The sequence below is a fragment of the Streptomyces sp. NPDC047880 genome (genome assembly GCF_040706515.1).
Lineage (GTDB): Bacteria > Actinomycetota > Actinomycetes > Streptomycetales > Streptomycetaceae > Streptomyces.
On the sequence record NZ_JBEZOK010000008.1, the window covers coordinates 24,303 to 39,523 of the forward strand.

Genomic DNA, 15,221 nt, shown 5'->3' on the forward strand with positions numbered 1-15,221 from the left:
TCACCACCAGTCGGAGTCCAGGCGCCCCTCGATGGACCGGAGGTTCTCCCGGGAGCAGTTCTCGCAGAAGTGGCGACGGGCGCCGTCCTCCACGGAGTAGGTCCAGGTGAGCGGCGGGCCTTCGGTCAGGACCTCGGCCGATGTGCCGCAGCGGGCACAGAGGAAGCGCCGCGGCTTCGCGGCGGACCCGTCGTCACTGCGCCCTGAGGGACTCGTCATCGCTGCCTCCTGAAGGACGCGTCATCCGGCGACGATATCTCCGCGCCAGGCAACACGCTGGGCACGACGCCCTGCGCTCCTTCGTCGCTGGTCCCGGCTCGACGGGCACCCGCCCTTGGTCTCACAGGCAGGCACCGCCGCCGGCCCGGCAAGCGGCGCCCCGGTGCGGTGGACGCCCGGCGTCCACCGGCCGGTACAACGCCCCGCCGGGGTCAGTCAGTACGACGCACCGCCGGGGTCAGTCGGTACAACGCGCCGCGGGGACCGGCCCGTTCTGCACGGATCGGCCCCCGCGGTAGAGAGCTGGGCGGCGGCAGCCCGGCTTTCCGGGCCGGGAAGCCCCGCTTCAGGTGCGGCGGATTACTGCATGACCGCCATGGCGAGCGCACGTCGGGCACGCAGCGAGGCGCGCTCCGCCCTGCGCTGCATGCGGCGAGCGGCCGCCAGGCGCACGGCCAGGCGATCCCGCTCCGCCTCCTGCAGTCGGTCGCGCATATGCGCGCGAGCCATGGCTTCTGGGATGAGTTGCATCTCTCGGGTCCTGTTCTGACGCGAGTCCTTCGCGCCGCTGATGGTGAAGTCTTGGGTTGCGGAGCCGGCGGGCTCGTAAGTGGACGGCTTCATCGGGGCCTGCTTCTGGGGGTCGTGCGTGAGGGGGCGGTCGATCGTTCCTGCGGTGTTCATGCCGTGACCGGGTTCTTGCGCGGGCGGCCACGCGGCCGCTTCCGGGCGACGACGACACCCTGGACGAACAGCTCGCCACCCCAGACGCCCCAGGGCTCACGCCGCTCCTTGGCACCGGCGAGGCAGGCCTCGACCAGCGGGCAGGTGCGGCAGAGGGACTTGGCGTACTCGACGTCCGCGGGCGACTCGGCGAAGAAGACCTCCGGGTCGTAGGAACGGCACGGGACGGGTACGCCGAGGTTCTCGATGGCGTCGTCGAGCGCGGTGAGCGCGGTGAGCGGGGTCAAGGCGGGGTCCTCCGTGGAGCCGGGCTTGGGGATCGTGTCGGAAGGCGGTACGGACGGGGCGTGCGCTTCGAGTTGCACGGTTCGTCTTCCTCGTCTGCTCGTGCCGGCCTGTTGGCCGAGGGGTGGTGGTACCGGGTTCTTTTCTTGTCCCGAGGCTCCTTCGGTCTGTCATCCCTGTTCAGGGACAAACAGAAGGGCCGCGGATCCCGGATGGGGTTCCGCGGCCCTGAAGGCGCCGGCCTGATCGTTGATCAGGCTGGATCACTCCAGGGTTCTGGCCCACGGAAGGCCCACATCTGGTGGTGCTGCGTCGTCTGCTTCCGGAATCCGGCACCGGTCGCCGTAAAGGCATAGGCCTGTGCCTGTGCCGTTACTGCCGCTTCCAGTGCCTTGGTCGGTCGCTCATTGCGCTCACGAACGGGAAGGCCCGCGGGAGCAACGGAGGAGGACGCCGGACGGACGGCACGAATGCCGGACAGACCGGTGCCCAGGTTCGAAACGCCGAGCATGCACGCGGAGACGGCCGAGCGATCGGTCATTTTCACGATGCTGACGGAGCTGGTGTTGATGCTGATCACTGGACTCGCCTCCTCTCGGCGTCTCGGGGGACTGGATGAACCAGTCCGACGGATATGCAAGTAGAACACGGAATCAGGGCCTCCGAGAAGGCCGCTGTTCTCGTGCCTAAGAACCTATGGGGATTGCTGGGGCATGCGCAAACTATTTTTTCGACGAGTTCGTGTCAGTCCTGATCCGTGCTCTCCACGCCCGACTGGCCTGCGCAGATGGCCAGTACGTCGGCTCCGTAGCGGGTGAGCTTGCGCATCCCGACGCCAGGGATGCGGGCGAGCTCACGCTCGTCGTCGGGGGCGGACTCGGCGATCGCCATCAGAGTCCTGTCCGTGAACACGCAAAAGGCGGGCTGGCCGCTGTTGCGTGCCTGGTCGGCGCGCCACTCGCGCAGCCGCTCGTACAGGCCCTCGTTCATGTCGGAGGGGCAGTCGTCGCAGCGCATCAGCTTCATCTCGCCGGGGTCGGTCAGCGTGCGGCCGCAGACCCGGCAGCGGGCGGGAACTCGCTGAGCCCGCCGCGGGGCGGAACCCCTGGTTCCGGGGATTCCGCGCTCGATTCCGCCCGCCCCGCCGGCGCTGGCGCGCCCCGTGGTGGTCGTCGTGCCGGGGCGCAGTCCGTCGAGGAATCGGCTGGGACGGCGGTTGGCGCGGCCGCCGGGTGAGCGGGAGAGCGCCCAGGAGACATGGAGGTGCTCGCGAGCGCGGGTGACACCTACATAGAGAAGGCGGCGCTCCTCCTCGATCTGTTCGTCGGTCTTCGCGTAGGTGATCGGCATCATGCCCTCGGCCACACCGACCAGGAAGACGACGTCCCACTCCAGGCCCTTGGCCGAGTGCAGGGAGGCGAGGGTGACGCCTTGCACGGTGGGTGCGTGCTGGGCGTTCGCCCGTTCGTCGAGTTCGGCGACGAGGTCCGCCAGGGTGGCGCCCGGCTTGGCGGCGGCGAAGTCCTGGGCGAGGTTCACCAGGGCGGCCAGGGACTCCCAGCGCTCCCTGACCGCCCCCGAGCCGGCCGGTGGCTGTGGCGTCCAGCCCTCTCCCGACAGCACGGCACGCACCTGGGAAGGGAGGTCGACGGCGTCGTCGAGCAGGGAGTCGTTGCCGCCGAAGCGGGCTGCGCCACGCAGGGCGATGCCCGCCTTGCGCACTTCCGGGCGGTCGAAGAACCGCTCGGCGCCGCGCAGCTGGTAGGGCACGGCGGCGTCGGCGAGGGCCTGCTCATAGGTCTCGGACTGCGCGTTCGTGCGGAACAGGACGGCGATCTCGGAGGCCGGGACCCCCGAGTCCATGAGCTCGCGGATGCGGCGGGCGGCGCCTTCCGCCTCGGCGGGTTCGTCGGTGTACTCGGTGTAGACCGGCTCGGGCCCCGCGGCGCGCTGGGAGACGAGCTCCAGGCGGTGGTCGGCGGCCCGGCCCCGGGCCTGGGCGAGCAGGCCGTTGGCGAGGTGGACGACCTGGGGAGTGGAGCGGTAGTCACGGACGAGCTTGACGACGGTGGCCCCGGGGTGGCGGGTGCGGAAGTCGAGCAGATGGTCCGGGGTCGCTCCGGTGAAGGAGTAGATCGTCTGGCTGGCGTCCCCGACCACGCACAGGCTGTCCCGTTCACCCAGCCACAGTTCGAGCAGGCGCTGCTGGAGGGGGCTGACGTCCTGGTACTCGTCGACCACGAAGTGCTGGTACTGGGCGCGGATCTGCTCCGCGATGTCGTGCCGGTCCTGGAGGACGGCCACGGTCAGCAGCAGCACGTCCTCGAAGTCGATGACGGACCGCTCGCGCTTGACGTCCTCGTAGGCGGCGTAGAGCTGGGCGATCTCGGCCGGGTCGCGAGGGGACTCCCGGCCCGCCTTGGCCGCGGCGGGTGCGTAGTCGGCGGGGACGGTCTGGGTGACCTTGGACCATTCGATCTCGGCGGTGACGTCCCGCAGCTCGCCACGGTCGAGCCGGATGCGGCAGGCGGCCGCCGCGTCGGCGACGAGCTGGATCTTGCGGTCGACGAGCCGGGGCATGGAGCCACCGACCGCTTTCGGCCAGAAGTACTGGAGCTGGCGCAGCGCTGCCGAGTGGAACGTACGGGCCTGGACGCCGGCGGCGCCGAGCTGGCGCAGCCGACCGCGCATCTCTCCGGCGGCGCGGTTGGTGAAGGTGACGGCGAGGACGCTGGAGGGGTGCAGGATGCCCGCGCGCACTCCGTAGGCGATGCGGTGGGTGATCGCCCGGGTCTTGCCCGTGCCCGCGCCCGCCAGGACGCACACCGGACCGTGCAGGGCCGTGGCCACCTCGCGCTGCTCGGGGTCGAGCCCCTCGAGCACGGCGTCGGCGGAGTCCGGTACCTGCGGGAACAGGGTGGAGTGCGTTGCTGCTGTCACACGGCCATGCTGCCAGGTCGCGCGAGACGACAGCGCCGGTTGTCCACAGGCGGGCACTGATCGTCGTATGAATGCGGCAGGCGTCACGTCGGGCCGGGCCCCGGGCCCGGGAATGGCGGACCTTTCACATACGTTCTGTCACTGCGACCACCCGCCCCGAGCCACCGAAGGAGCACGAGAGACATGCTGGGCACTGTGACGATGTACAGCACCACGTGGTGCGGCTACTGCCGCCGGCTGAAGAGCCAGATGGACCGCGAGGGCATCGCGTACACCGAGATCAACATCGAGCAGGACCCGGAGTCCGCCGCGTTCGTCGAGAAGGCGAATGGCGGAAACCAGACGGTGCCCACCGTCCTGTTCCCGGACGGCTCGACGCTCACCAATCCCTCGCTGGCCCAGGTGAAGCAGAAGATCGGCGCCTAGTCGCCGGGTACTCGTGCGGGGAAGGCGGCTCCTGAGACAGCTCAGGGGCCGCTTTCTTGCATCTCTCCTTCACCGACGAGGTCAGACGACACTCCGCGTAGGCAGCGGCTTGCCGTACCAGAGTTCGATCAGGCGGGCCGCGATGGAGATGCCGTAGGGCGGGAGCACCTCGCCCGACTCGAAGGCGGCGTGCAGTTCCTCGCGGGAGAACCAGCGGGCCTCGTGGATCTCGTCGCCGTCGACCTCGATCTCGGTCGAGGTGGCGCGGGCCATGAAGCCCAGCATGAGGCTGGACGGGAAGGGCCAGGGCTGGCTGGCGACGTACTCGACCTGGCCGACGCTGATGCCGACCTCCTCGTGGACCTCGCGCCGCACGGACTGCTCGATGGACTCGCCGGGCTCGACGAAGCCGGCCAGCGTCGAGAAGCGGCCCTCGGGCCAGTGGACCTGGCGGCCGAGCAGGATGCGGTCGTCCTCGTCGGTCACGGCCATGATCACGGCGGGGTCCGTGCGCGGGTAGTGCTCCGCGCCGCAGGCCGGGCAGCGGCGGATGTGTCCGGCGGCGGCGATGACGGTGCGCTCGCCGCAGCGCGAGCAGAAGCGATGCGTGCGCTGCCAGTTCTCCAGGCCCACCGCGTGCACCATCAGGCCCACGTCGCGGGCCGACAGCAATGCGCCCGCCTCACGCAGGCCGGCCGGGCGCGCGGACTGGTCCATCCGTCCGGGCAGGGCGTCCTTCTGGAGGGCGAAGTAGCTGACGCCGTCCTCGTCGATGCCGAGGAAGTAGCGGTGTGCCTCGGTGAGGGGGGCCTCGAAGGAGGGGGTCATGACGAGTTCGGTGCGCCCGTCCGCCGTCTCGTCGATGAGGACCTGTCCGCCGGAGACCACGAAGCAGCGCGTCGTCGGGTGGCTCCACGCCGCCGCGAGCCAGGCCTCGTCGAGCCGGTGGTGGGCGGCCCGGTCGATGCCGCTCGGGGCGGTGAGCGAGATGGGACGGTCGGCGTTGTGGTCGGTCCAGGTGGTCACGGGTGTTTCCAACTCCCCGGTGCAACGGTCGGGTTCGGCGGGCGGTTCAGCGGGACGTGCGGCGACCGGGTCCGGCGGGCTCGGTCGGTGCGGGGCGGCGCTTCCAGTGTGCCCCGCGCGCGTGACCGGCCCGGACGGAACGGGACGCTCAGGGCGCATGGCGCCAGTTCTCGGCGAGGTCACCCCACAGGTACGCGGTGGTCTCGACGCCCTTGAGGAGCAGGTCGAGTTCGACTTTCTCGTTCGGGGCGTGCCAGCCGTCGGAAGGGACGGAGACGCCCAGGAACAGCACCGGGGCGCCGAGGACGTCCTGGAGGTCCGCAGCCGGTCCGGAGCCGCCCTCGCGTGTGAAGCGGACCGGCTTCTCGAAGGCCCGGCCCATGGCGCGGGCGACCGACCGGAGGGCCGGGTGAGCCAGCGGCGTCAGGCACGGGCGCGTGGCCCCGCTGAACGTGATGTCGCAGCGGATCCCGGGCGGCACCTGCTGCTCCGCCCAGGCGCGGACGGCCTTCTCGACGTGGCCGGGGTCCTGGCCCGCCACCAGGCGGAAGGACAGCTTCACCATGGCGGAGGAAGGGATGATCGTCTTGCTGCCGGGGCCCTGGTACCCGCCGCCGATGCCGTTGACCTCCGCGGTGGGGCGGGCCCAGATCCGCTCCAGCGTGGTGTACCCGGCCTCCCCCTGGGCGGCGTGGGACTTCGCCGTGCGCAGCCACTGCTGCTCGTCGAAGGGCAGCTCCGCGAAGAGTTCGCGCTCCCGGTCGGTGAGTTCGACCACGCCGTCGTAGAAGCCGGGGATCGCCACGCGCGCGTGCTCGTCGTGCAGGGCGGCGACCAGGCGGGCGGCGGCCGTCGCCGGGTTGGGCACTGCGCCGCCGAACGAGCCGGAGTGGATGTCCTGGCCGGGGCCGTGCAGGCGTATCTCGCACTCGGCGAGGCCGCGCATGCCGGTGCACACCGTGGGGGTGTCCTCCGCCCACATGCCGGTGTCGGAGACGATCACGGCGTCGGCGGCGAGCCGCTCGGCGTGCTGCTCGACCAGATCCCGGAAGTGCGGCGAGCCGGACTCCTCCTCGCCCTCGATCAGCAGCTTCAGGTGCACCGCCGGGGTGGTGCGGCCGGTGGCGGCGAGGTGGGCGCGGACGCCTAGGGTGTGGAAGAAGACCTGTCCCTTGTCGTCGGCCGCCCCGCGCGCGTAGAGGCGGTTCCCGCGGACGGCGGGCTCGAAGGGGTCGCTGTCCCAGCCGTCCTCCCGGGCGGCGGGCTGCACGTCGTGGTGGCCGTAGACCAGCACCGTGGGCGCCTGCGGATCGTCACAGGGCCACTCGGCGAAGACCGCGGGGGCTCCCGGGGTCTGCCAGACCTCGGCCGTCGGGAAACCGGTCTGCCGCAGCTTCGCGGCGAGCCAGTCGGCGCTGCGTCGTACGTCGGGCGCGTGGTCCGGCTGGGCGGACACCGACGGGATGCGCAGCCACTCGGCGAGGTCGTCGAGGAAGGCGGCGCGGTGCTGCTGGATGTACGTACGGACGACGCTGTCCGGGGCCTGGCTCATGGTCACGACCCTATCGGCCCGCGCCGACGTCCTCGGAGTGCGGTTCCTCACCGGCACCTGCCCCCTTCCGCGCACCGATCTCCCCGCCGGACGGATCCTCCAGCAGCAGCCGCTCCAGATCGGCGAGGTCCGGCAGCTCCGGACGGACGACCTCCCCGCTGCGCACGTACAGGAACGCCGCCGTGACGGACTCCGGCGGAACGCCCCGCTGCTCGGCCCAGGCCAGACGGTAGACGGCGAGCTGCAGCGGGTCGGCAGTGCGGGAGCGGTTGGTCTTCCAGTCGACGATCTCGTACGTCGCGTCCTGTCCTTCGCCCTCCTTGTAGACGGCGTCGATGCGGCCCCGGACGATCCGGCCGGCGATCTCGAGCTGGAAGGGGGCCTCCACCTGGTAGGGCGTGCGGTGCGCGTACGGGGTGCGCTCGAACGCTTCCTTGAGGGCTTCCAGGTCCCGTTCGTCAGCGATCTCGGCTTCGCCGCCGGGCAGTTCTTCCGGCTCCAGCAGGGGCAGCATGAGCTCTTCGAAGCGGGACTCGACCCAGGCGTGGAAGCGGGTGCCGCGGCGGGCCGCGGGCTGGGGCGGGCGGGGCATGGGGCGGGCCAGCTCCTGGGCGAAGCCGTCCGGGTCGGCGGCGAGGCGCAGCAGCTGCGACGCCGAGAGCGAGGCGGGGAGGGGGACGTCGGTGACGCCGTCGCGGGCCCGCAGGAGCTCGCCGGTGAGGGCGTCGAGGTCGCGGTCCCAGGAGGCGATGGTGCGGGCCTCCTCCGGGGTGAGGTGCTGGTGTTCCCCGTCGCGGTGGCCCGGCTGCCCGGGGGTCCTGGGGTGCGGGCGGGCGGCCTGCGGTTCCGGTGGGGCGGCCTGGTGGGGGACGGTGGGGCGGGCTGTGCCCCGGGCGTCACCGCCGGCCGGGTCTTCGCCATGGGCGTTCTTGCGGAGCGCCTCCTCGAACGAACCACCCTCGTCGAAGGGGTCCTCGGCGAACGGGCCCGGATCCTCGAACGGGTCCTTCTCGAAGGGGTCGTGCTCGTCGTACGGGTCCTCGCCGAACGGACCCGGACCGTCGAACGGGTCCTCGCCGAACGGGTCGGGCTCGTCGTACGGAGGCTCTTCACGGGGAGACGCGTCGTCCTCGGGGGGCGCCGGCCACTCCGGATCCTCGAGGGCGTCCGGGTCGTGCGTGGCCGCGGGGCGCCCGTCCTCCTGGGAGGCGAGGTCCGCCAAGTGGGCCAGCACGGTCTCCGCGGCCGCGCGGCGGCGGATCAATGCCGCCTCGTCCAGGGGCAGGGGCCACACCTGGTCGGCCGCCGCCCGGTGCAGGGCCGGGTTCTCCTCGTCCTCGGCGGGTTCCTCCGCCCAGGCCTCGATCTCGCCGTACCCGGCCTCGCAGTGCTCGTAGAGGGCTTGGAGGAAGGCGGACGGCCCTCGGTGCTTCTTCTGGGTCGGACCCCACCAGTGGCCGGAGCCCAGGAGGAGGGAGCGGGGGCGGGTGAAGGTGACGTAACCGAGGCGGAGTTCCTCGGTGTGCTGGTGGTCCTTCATGGCCTCGTGGAAGGCCTTCAGCCCCTTGGCGTCCCAGGACCCCACGTCGGGCAGGGTGTCGGCGTCGCCGCGCAGCCCGTGCGGCAGGACCTTGCCCTGGGAGGTCCACTTCTCGCGGCCCTGGCTGCTGGGGAAGGTGCCGGTGACCAGGCCGGGGACGACCACGACGTCCCACTCCAGGCCCTTCGACTTGTGCGCGGTGAGCACCTTGACGGTGTTCTCCCCGCCGGGCAGGGCGTTGTCGAGCCCCTTCTCGTACTGGGCGGCGGTGCGCAGGAAGCCGAGGAAGGCGAGCAGGGTCGCCTCGTTGTCGCCGGCGGAGAAGGATGCGGCGACGTCGAGGAAGTTGGACAGGGTCTCGCGGCGGCGGGCGGCCAGGGCGTGCGGGGATGCCGACAGCTCCACTTCCAGGCCGGTGACGGCGAGGACGCGGTGCAGGACGTCCATCAGCGGGTCGGCCAGGGAGCGGCGCAGCTCCCGCAGTTCGGTGGCCAGCCGGGCGAAGCGCACGCGAGCGTCGGGCGAGAACGGCAGTCCGTCGTCGTCCCCGCGGCCGTCCAGCGGTGTCTCCAGGAACGTGTCGAGGGCGTCGGCGAGGGAGATCACCTCGGACGGGTCGATCCCTTCGACGGCTTCGGCGAGGCGCCGGTCCTGATCGTCGTCGTCCGCCACGCGCGCGTGGGCCACGAGGAACCGCGCGCGCCGCCCCAGCAGGGCGAGGTCGCGCGGGCCGATGCGCCAGCGGGGGCCGGTGAGCAGGCGCACCAGGGAGGCGTTGGCGCCGGGGTCCTGGAGGACCTCGCAGACGGCGACGAGGTCGGCGATCTCGGGCAGGTGCAGCAGCCCGGACAGGCCGACGACCTCGACCGGGATGTCCCGGGCGACCAGGGCGCCCTGGATCTCGGCGAAGTCGGTCGCGGTACGGCACAGGACGGCGATCTCGCCGGGCGCGGTTCCGGTCCGGACGAGGTGGGCGACGGAGTCGGCGGCCCAGTCGATCTCCTCGGCGTGGGTGCGCAGCAGGGCACAGCGGACCGTGCCGTCGCGTTCGGCGCCGGGGGCGGGGCGGAGGGCCTCTACGCCCGCGTGCAGGGCGCGCAGGGGTTCCGCGAGGCCGTTGGCGAGGTCGAGGAGGCGGCCACCGCTGCGGCGGTTCTCGCTGAGCGCCTGGCGGGTCGCGGGGCGGCCGTCGGTGTGGGCGAAGTGCTCGGGGAAGTCGTCGAGGTTGGCGACGGAGGCGCCGCGCCAGCCGTAGATCGCCTGGCAGGGGTCGCCGACGGCGGTGACCGGGTGGCCGGTGCCCGCACCGAAGAGGCCTGCCAGGAGGACGCGTTGGGCGACGGACGTGTCCTGGTACTCGTCGAGCAGGACCACTCGGAACTCGTCGCGCAGGAGGCGGCCCACCTCGGGGACCTCTGCGAGACGGGCCGACAGGGCGATCTGGTCGCCGAAGTCGATCAGGTCACGCTCGCGTTTGGCTGCCCGGTAGCGGGTGACCAGCTCGGCGAGTTCCCGCCGGGCGGCGGCCGCTTCGGGGACCTTGCGCAGGTCGGCGTTGCTGAGCTTGGCGCCCCGCAGGGTCAACAGCAGTTCGGCGTCGTACGCGCGCAGAGCCTCGGGGCGTACGAGGTGCTCGGCCAGTTCGGCGTCGAGGGCGAGGAGGTCGCCGACCAGGTCGGGAAAGGAGCGGGTCAGCGCCGGGTAGGGCCCGGGGGCCTCGCGCAGGACGCGCGCGGCGAGCTGGAAGCGGGTCGCGTCGGCGAGCAGCCGGGAGGTGGGCTCCAGCCCGATGCGCAGGCCGTGGTCGGTCAGCAGACGGCCCGCGAAGGCGTGGTACGTGGAGATCACCGGCTCGCCCGGCGGGTTGTCCGGGTCGATGGCGTCCGGGTCGGTGACGCCGGCCTTGACGAGGGCCTTCCGGACGCGCTCGGCGAGTTCGGCGGCGGCCTTGTTGGTGAAGGTGAGGCCGAGCACCTGCTCGGGGGCGACCTGGCCGGTGCCGACAAGCCAGACCACGCGGGCCGCCATCACCGTCGTCTTGCCGGAGCCGGCTCCGGCGACGATCACCTGCGGGGCGGGCGGCGCGGTGATGCAGGCCGTCTGCTCCGGGGTGAACGGGATGCCGAGGAGCTCCTTGAGCTGGTCGGGATCGGTGATACGGGCGGGCACATCGAAAGGCTAGCGGCGGCCACTGACAGTGGTGACCGAACCGGCCCCCGGGACAGGAGAAGCGCAGGTCAGCACAGGTGGTGCGATACCTCACTCGACGATGTGCCGCCCCTCCTGACGCGCGCTGCACGAGGCCCGGAACGCGCAGTGCGTGCAGTGCTGCCCGGCGGTCGGCGTGAAGCGCTCGTCGAGGACCTTGCCGGCGGCGGTGGCGAGCAGATCACCGATCCACTCCCCCTCCAGCGGCTCCTGGGCCTGCACCTTGGGCAGGCTCTCGCCGCCGTCCCGCTTGGCGGCTCCCTGCCGAAGGTGGACGAGTTCGGCGCCGCCCGGCACGGGACGTACGCCGTCGAACACGTCGTCGACGGCCCCCTCGCGGACGGCCAGCTGATAGACGGCGAGCTGGGGGTGGCGCTCCACCTCCTTGGAACTGGGCGCCTGTTTGCCGGTCTTGAAGTCCACCACGTAGGCGCGGCCGTCGCCGTCCGCCTCGACCCGGTCCATCTGGCCGCGGATGCGCACCTGGCAGTCGCCCGCTTCGAGGGTGACGTCGAAGTCGTGCTCGCTGGCCACGGGGGTGCGTCCGGTGCGGTTCATGACGTGCCACTGCAGGAACCGTTCGAGCGCCACGCGCGCGTTGTCCTTCTCCTGGGCCGACTTCCACGGTGCGTCGAAGGCCAGTGCGTTCCACACCGAGTCGAGGCGTTCCATGAGGACGGTGAGGTCGGCCGGAGTGTGTCCGGAGGCGACCTCGTCGGCGAGGACGTGCACCACGTTGCCGAAGCCCTGGGCGGCGGTCGCGGGCGCGTCGGCCTTCACCTCACGTCCGAGGAACCACTGCAGGGCGCAGGTGTTGGCCAGTTGGTCGAGGGCGCTGCCGGAGAGCACGACGGGCTGGTCGCGGTCGCGCAGCGGCACCTTGGACTCGGTCGGCTCGAACATGCCCCACCAGCGGTAGGGGTGCGCGGACGGCACCAGGGGGCGGCCGTCCTCGTCGGCGAGCGCGGCGAGCCGTGCCAGACGGCGGGCGGCGGCCTCGCGAAGCGCGTCGGAGACGCGTGGGTCGACGGTGGTGGCGCGCAGTTCGGCGACGAGCGCCGCCACGGACAGCGGGCGCCGGGGGCGTCCGGTGACGTCCTTGGGTTCGACGCCGAGTTCGGTCAGGAAGCGGGAGGGCTGGTCGCCGTCGTCCGCGGGGGCCTTGACCGCGGTGACCACAAGGCGTTCACGCGCGCGCGTGGCGGCCACGTAGAACAGGCGGCGCTCCTCGGCGAGCAGTGCGCCGGGGGTGAGGGGTTCGGCGAGTCCGTCGCGGCCGATGCGGTCGGCCTCCAGGAGGGAGCCGCGGCGGCGCAGGTCGGGCCACAGGCCCTCCTGGACGCCCGCGACGACCACCAGGCGCCATTCCAGGCCCTTGGAGCGGTGCGCGGTCATCAGACGGACGGCGTCGGGACGTACGGCACGCCGCGTGAGGGTGTCAGCGGCGATGTCCTCGGCGTCGATCTCCGCCAGGAAGTTCAGGGTGCCCCGGCCGCCGGTGCGCTCCTCGGCGCGGGCCGCGGTGGCGAACAGGGCGCACACGGCGTCCAGGTCGCGGTCCGCGTTGCGCCCGGCGGCGCCACCGCGGCGGGCGGCCCGCTCCAGTCGCGTGGGCCATGGCGTGCCCTCCCACAGGTCCCACAGCGCCTCTTCGGCCGTACCGCCGCGGGCCAGGCGCTCGCGGGCCTTGCGCAGCAGCGCGCCGAGGCGCTGGGCGCCACGCGCGTACGTGGGGTCGTGCACGGCGAGCCGCTCCGGCTCGGCGAGCGCCTGTGCGAGCAGCACGTCGGAGGGTGGCGGCAGCGGGTTGCCGGCGGCGCGTTCCTCGTCACGCAGGGCGCGCCCGAGGCGGCGCAGGTCGGCGGCGTCCATGCTCGCGAGGGGGGACGTCAGGAGGGAGAGGGCGGTTTCGGTGTCGAGCCAGCAGGTGCTGCCCCGGAGGTGCGTGGGAGAAGCGCCCTCGGAGGGCCCGGAAGACCCGGAGGACCCGGAGGCCGCGTCGGCCTCCGCCGGCTCGGGAGACGCGTCGCGTGGACGATCACCGGCCTCGGCCTCCCCGGGCTCGGCTTCCTGAGCCTCCACTTCCCGGGGCTCGGCCTCCTGCGCCTCCGCTTCCCGGGGCTCGGCCTCCTGCGCCTCCGCTTCCCGGAGCTCGGCCTCCTGCGCCTCCGCTTCCCGGGGCTCGGCGGAGGATCCCGCCTCCGCCTCGGCCACCGCCCGCAACGCCGTCAGCAGCGGTGCCACCGCCGGTTCGTGCCGCAGGGGCAGATCGTCACCGTCGACGTCCACCGGGACACCCGCCGCCGAGAGGGCGCGGCGGAGCGTCGGGATGGTCCGGGACCCGGCGCGCACCAGCACGGCCATGTCCCGCCACGGGACGCCGTCCTCCAGATGGGCCCTGCGGAGGATGTCGGCGATGTTGTCCAGCTCCGTCCCGGCCGTCGGGTAGGTGTACGCCTCAACGCGGCCGCCGTCCCGCACGGGGGCGAGTTCGCGGTGGGCGCGGACCTTCTCGGCGGGCAGGCGGGTCAGGGGCATGCGCTGGGTGAGCAGCCGGGTGGCGGCGAGCAGGGCGGCGCCGGAGCGGCGGGACGTACGCAGCACCGCGACGGGGGCCGGGCGGCCGTCCGCGCGCGGGAAGGCGTGCGGGAAGTCCAGGATGCCGTTCACGTCGGCGCCACGGAACGCGTAGATGGACTGGTCGGGGTCGCCGAAGGCCACGAGCGTGCGGCCCGCGCCGGCCAGGGCCTCCAGCAGTCGCACCTGGGCGGGGTCCGTGTCCTGGTACTCGTCGACGTAGACGGCGTCGTAGCGGGCGGCGAGCCAGGCGGCGACCTCGGGGCGGCGGGCGAGGAGCACCGCGCGGTGGACGAGTTCGGCGTAGTCGATCACGCCCTGGAGGTCGAGCACGTCGAGGTACTCGGCGAGGAAGGCGGCCGCGGCGCGCCAGTCGGGCCGTCCCGTGCGGCGGGCGAAGGCGTCCAGGGCGTCGGGGCCGAGTCCCAGCTCGCGGCTGCGGGCCAGGACCGCGCGGACCTCGTCGGCGAAACCGCGGGTGGTCAGACAGGCGCGCAGCTCGTCGGGCCAGCGCACGTGCGCGAGCCCGAGGCGTTCCAGATCGATCTGCCCCGCGAGCAGCTCCCGCACGGAGACGTCCTGCTCGGGGCCGGACAGCAGCCGCAGTGGTTCCACGAACAGGTCGCTGTCCTGGTGGGCGCGGACCAAGGCGTAGCAGAAAGAGTGGAAGGTGGTCGCCCGGGGCGCGCGGGCCGCCCCGGTCCGCAGGGCCATGCGGTCGCGCAGTTCGACGGCGGCCCTGCGGCTGAACGTGAGCACCAGGATGCGCTCGGGATCCCCGCCGCGGGCGATCCGCTCGGTCACGGACTCGACCAGCGTCGTGGTCTTACCGGTGCCCGGACCTGCGAGGACGAGCAGCGGACCGGCCTTGTGGTCAACCACGGAGCGCTGCGCGGCGTCCAGAAGAGGGGGGTCCACCCGAGCGGGAGGGGTACGTACCAGTCGGTAAGCGCCACTGTTCCCCCGCCGCACCCGGGGGTGCGACAGGCCGCTGGTGGAGGAAGAGGAGCTCACGTGGTTCGCCGGTTCTGGTGGAAGTGCTGGGTGGCGGGCCACCGCGCGTGGCGGGCGGTGACCGCGGGGTGACGGGAGCGCGCGCAGCCGACGCTACGCCGCCGGGGGAGGCGGAAGCAGGGCTTCCCCTTCTTCCCGTCGCCCCCTCACGACGCTCGTGGCACGCGTGCCCCTCGTCCCACGAACGTACGTCATGGCCCCGGTGTGCCCCGATTCCCCCGTACGGATCACGGGTCACACGGGAGGGCGTCCGATGGCGGAAGCTGTCAGGTGTGACCCTCCGCGCGATCACCGCCGTCCCACCGCGCCCGTCTCATGTCGATGCGCGGCAGGTGGCCCTCGGCCTCGCGGCTTGCGGCCTTCAGGGGCGTGCCCTCCGCCCGGTAGTGGCCGAGCGCCCGCTGTTCGTGGCCCGGCAGCAGGACGCCGTCCGCGCGGACCACGCGCCACCACGGAGCGGCGCCCCCGTAGAGCGCCATCACACGGCCGACCTGGCGCGGACCGCCCTGCTCCAGCCACTCGGCGACGTCCCCGTAGGTCATGACACGGCCCGGCGGGATCAGGTCGGCGACGTCGAGGACCCGCTCGGCGTACTCGGGCAGCGCCTGCGCGGGCTCGTCCTCGTGCCGGCCCCCCTCAGGGCTCCTCTGCTCACTCATCCGCCCCATCCTGCCCCACCCCACCGACAACGGGCCGGGCGCGCTCCCGGGCGTTTCCCGCGCGCGGCAGGGGCGCGTCGGGCAGACTGTC

The 15,221-nt window shown here is 72.8% G+C and carries 11 protein-coding genes; 1 reads left to right on the plus strand and 10 read right to left on the minus strand.

The features are described 5' to 3' along the window. From AB0937_RS14700 to AB0937_RS14720, 5 genes are all read right to left on the minus strand, one after another. On the minus strand, positions 1–219 hold the full coding sequence (locus AB0937_RS14700; RefSeq protein ID WP_366711911.1) for a hypothetical protein: 219 nt from the start codon (positions 217–219) through the stop codon (positions 1–3). 360 nt (positions 220–579) lie between these two features. Continuing rightward, positions 580–903, minus strand: coding sequence for a hypothetical protein (locus AB0937_RS14705; RefSeq protein ID WP_366711912.1), 324 nt, complete (start codon positions 901–903; stop codon positions 580–582). After that, the gene (locus AB0937_RS14710; protein WP_033313877.1) at positions 900–1,268 is read right to left on the minus strand and encodes a WhiB family transcriptional regulator; all 369 of its coding nucleotides are present in this window, start codon (positions 1,266–1,268) and stop codon (positions 900–902) included. The genes AB0937_RS14705 and AB0937_RS14710 overlap by 4 nt, the downstream gene beginning before the upstream one ends. Before the next feature lie 173 nt (positions 1,269–1,441). Then, positions 1,442–1,768 (minus strand): hypothetical protein, encoded by a 327-nt coding sequence (locus AB0937_RS14715; protein WP_234850634.1) that lies wholly within the window; start codon positions 1,766–1,768, stop codon positions 1,442–1,444. 164 nt (positions 1,769–1,932) lie between these two features. Next, a complete protein-coding gene (locus AB0937_RS14720; protein ID WP_366711913.1) occupies positions 1,933–4,185 on the minus strand; it encodes an ATP-dependent DNA helicase UvrD2 in 2,253 nt (750 codons plus the stop codon). A 126-nt stretch (positions 4,186–4,311) separates the two neighbouring features. On the opposite strand from AB0937_RS14720, the gene AB0937_RS14725 reads away from it, so the two are divergent. Further along, positions 4,312–4,554 (plus strand): mycoredoxin, encoded by a 243-nt coding sequence (locus AB0937_RS14725; RefSeq protein WP_003992805.1) that lies wholly within the window; start codon positions 4,312–4,314, stop codon positions 4,552–4,554. 81 nt (positions 4,555–4,635) lie between these two features. Here AB0937_RS14725 and nudC read toward each other — a convergent pair whose 3' ends face one another. From nudC to AB0937_RS14750, 5 genes are all read right to left on the minus strand, one after another. Beyond that, positions 4,636–5,580, minus strand: coding sequence for an NAD(+) diphosphatase (gene nudC, locus AB0937_RS14730; protein WP_366711914.1), 945 nt, complete (start codon positions 5,578–5,580; stop codon positions 4,636–4,638). A gap of 148 nt (positions 5,581–5,728) precedes the next feature. Continuing rightward, positions 5,729–7,132, minus strand: coding sequence for a dipeptidase (locus AB0937_RS14735; RefSeq protein ID WP_366711915.1), 1,404 nt, complete (start codon positions 7,130–7,132; stop codon positions 5,729–5,731). A 10-nt stretch (positions 7,133–7,142) separates the two neighbouring features. Beyond that, a complete protein-coding gene (locus AB0937_RS14740) occupies positions 7,143–10,841 on the minus strand; it encodes a UvrD-helicase domain-containing protein (protein WP_366711916.1) in 3,699 nt (1,232 codons plus the stop codon). 90 nt (positions 10,842–10,931) lie between these two features. Next, positions 10,932–14,471 (minus strand): UvrD-helicase domain-containing protein, encoded by a 3,540-nt coding sequence (locus AB0937_RS14745; RefSeq protein WP_366711917.1) that lies wholly within the window; start codon positions 14,469–14,471, stop codon positions 10,932–10,934. A 266-nt stretch (positions 14,472–14,737) separates the two neighbouring features. Continuing rightward, on the minus strand, positions 14,738–15,130 hold the full coding sequence (locus AB0937_RS14750) for an MGMT family protein (protein WP_366711918.1): 393 nt from the start codon (positions 15,128–15,130) through the stop codon (positions 14,738–14,740). Positions 15,131–15,221: the final 91 nt, after the last annotated feature.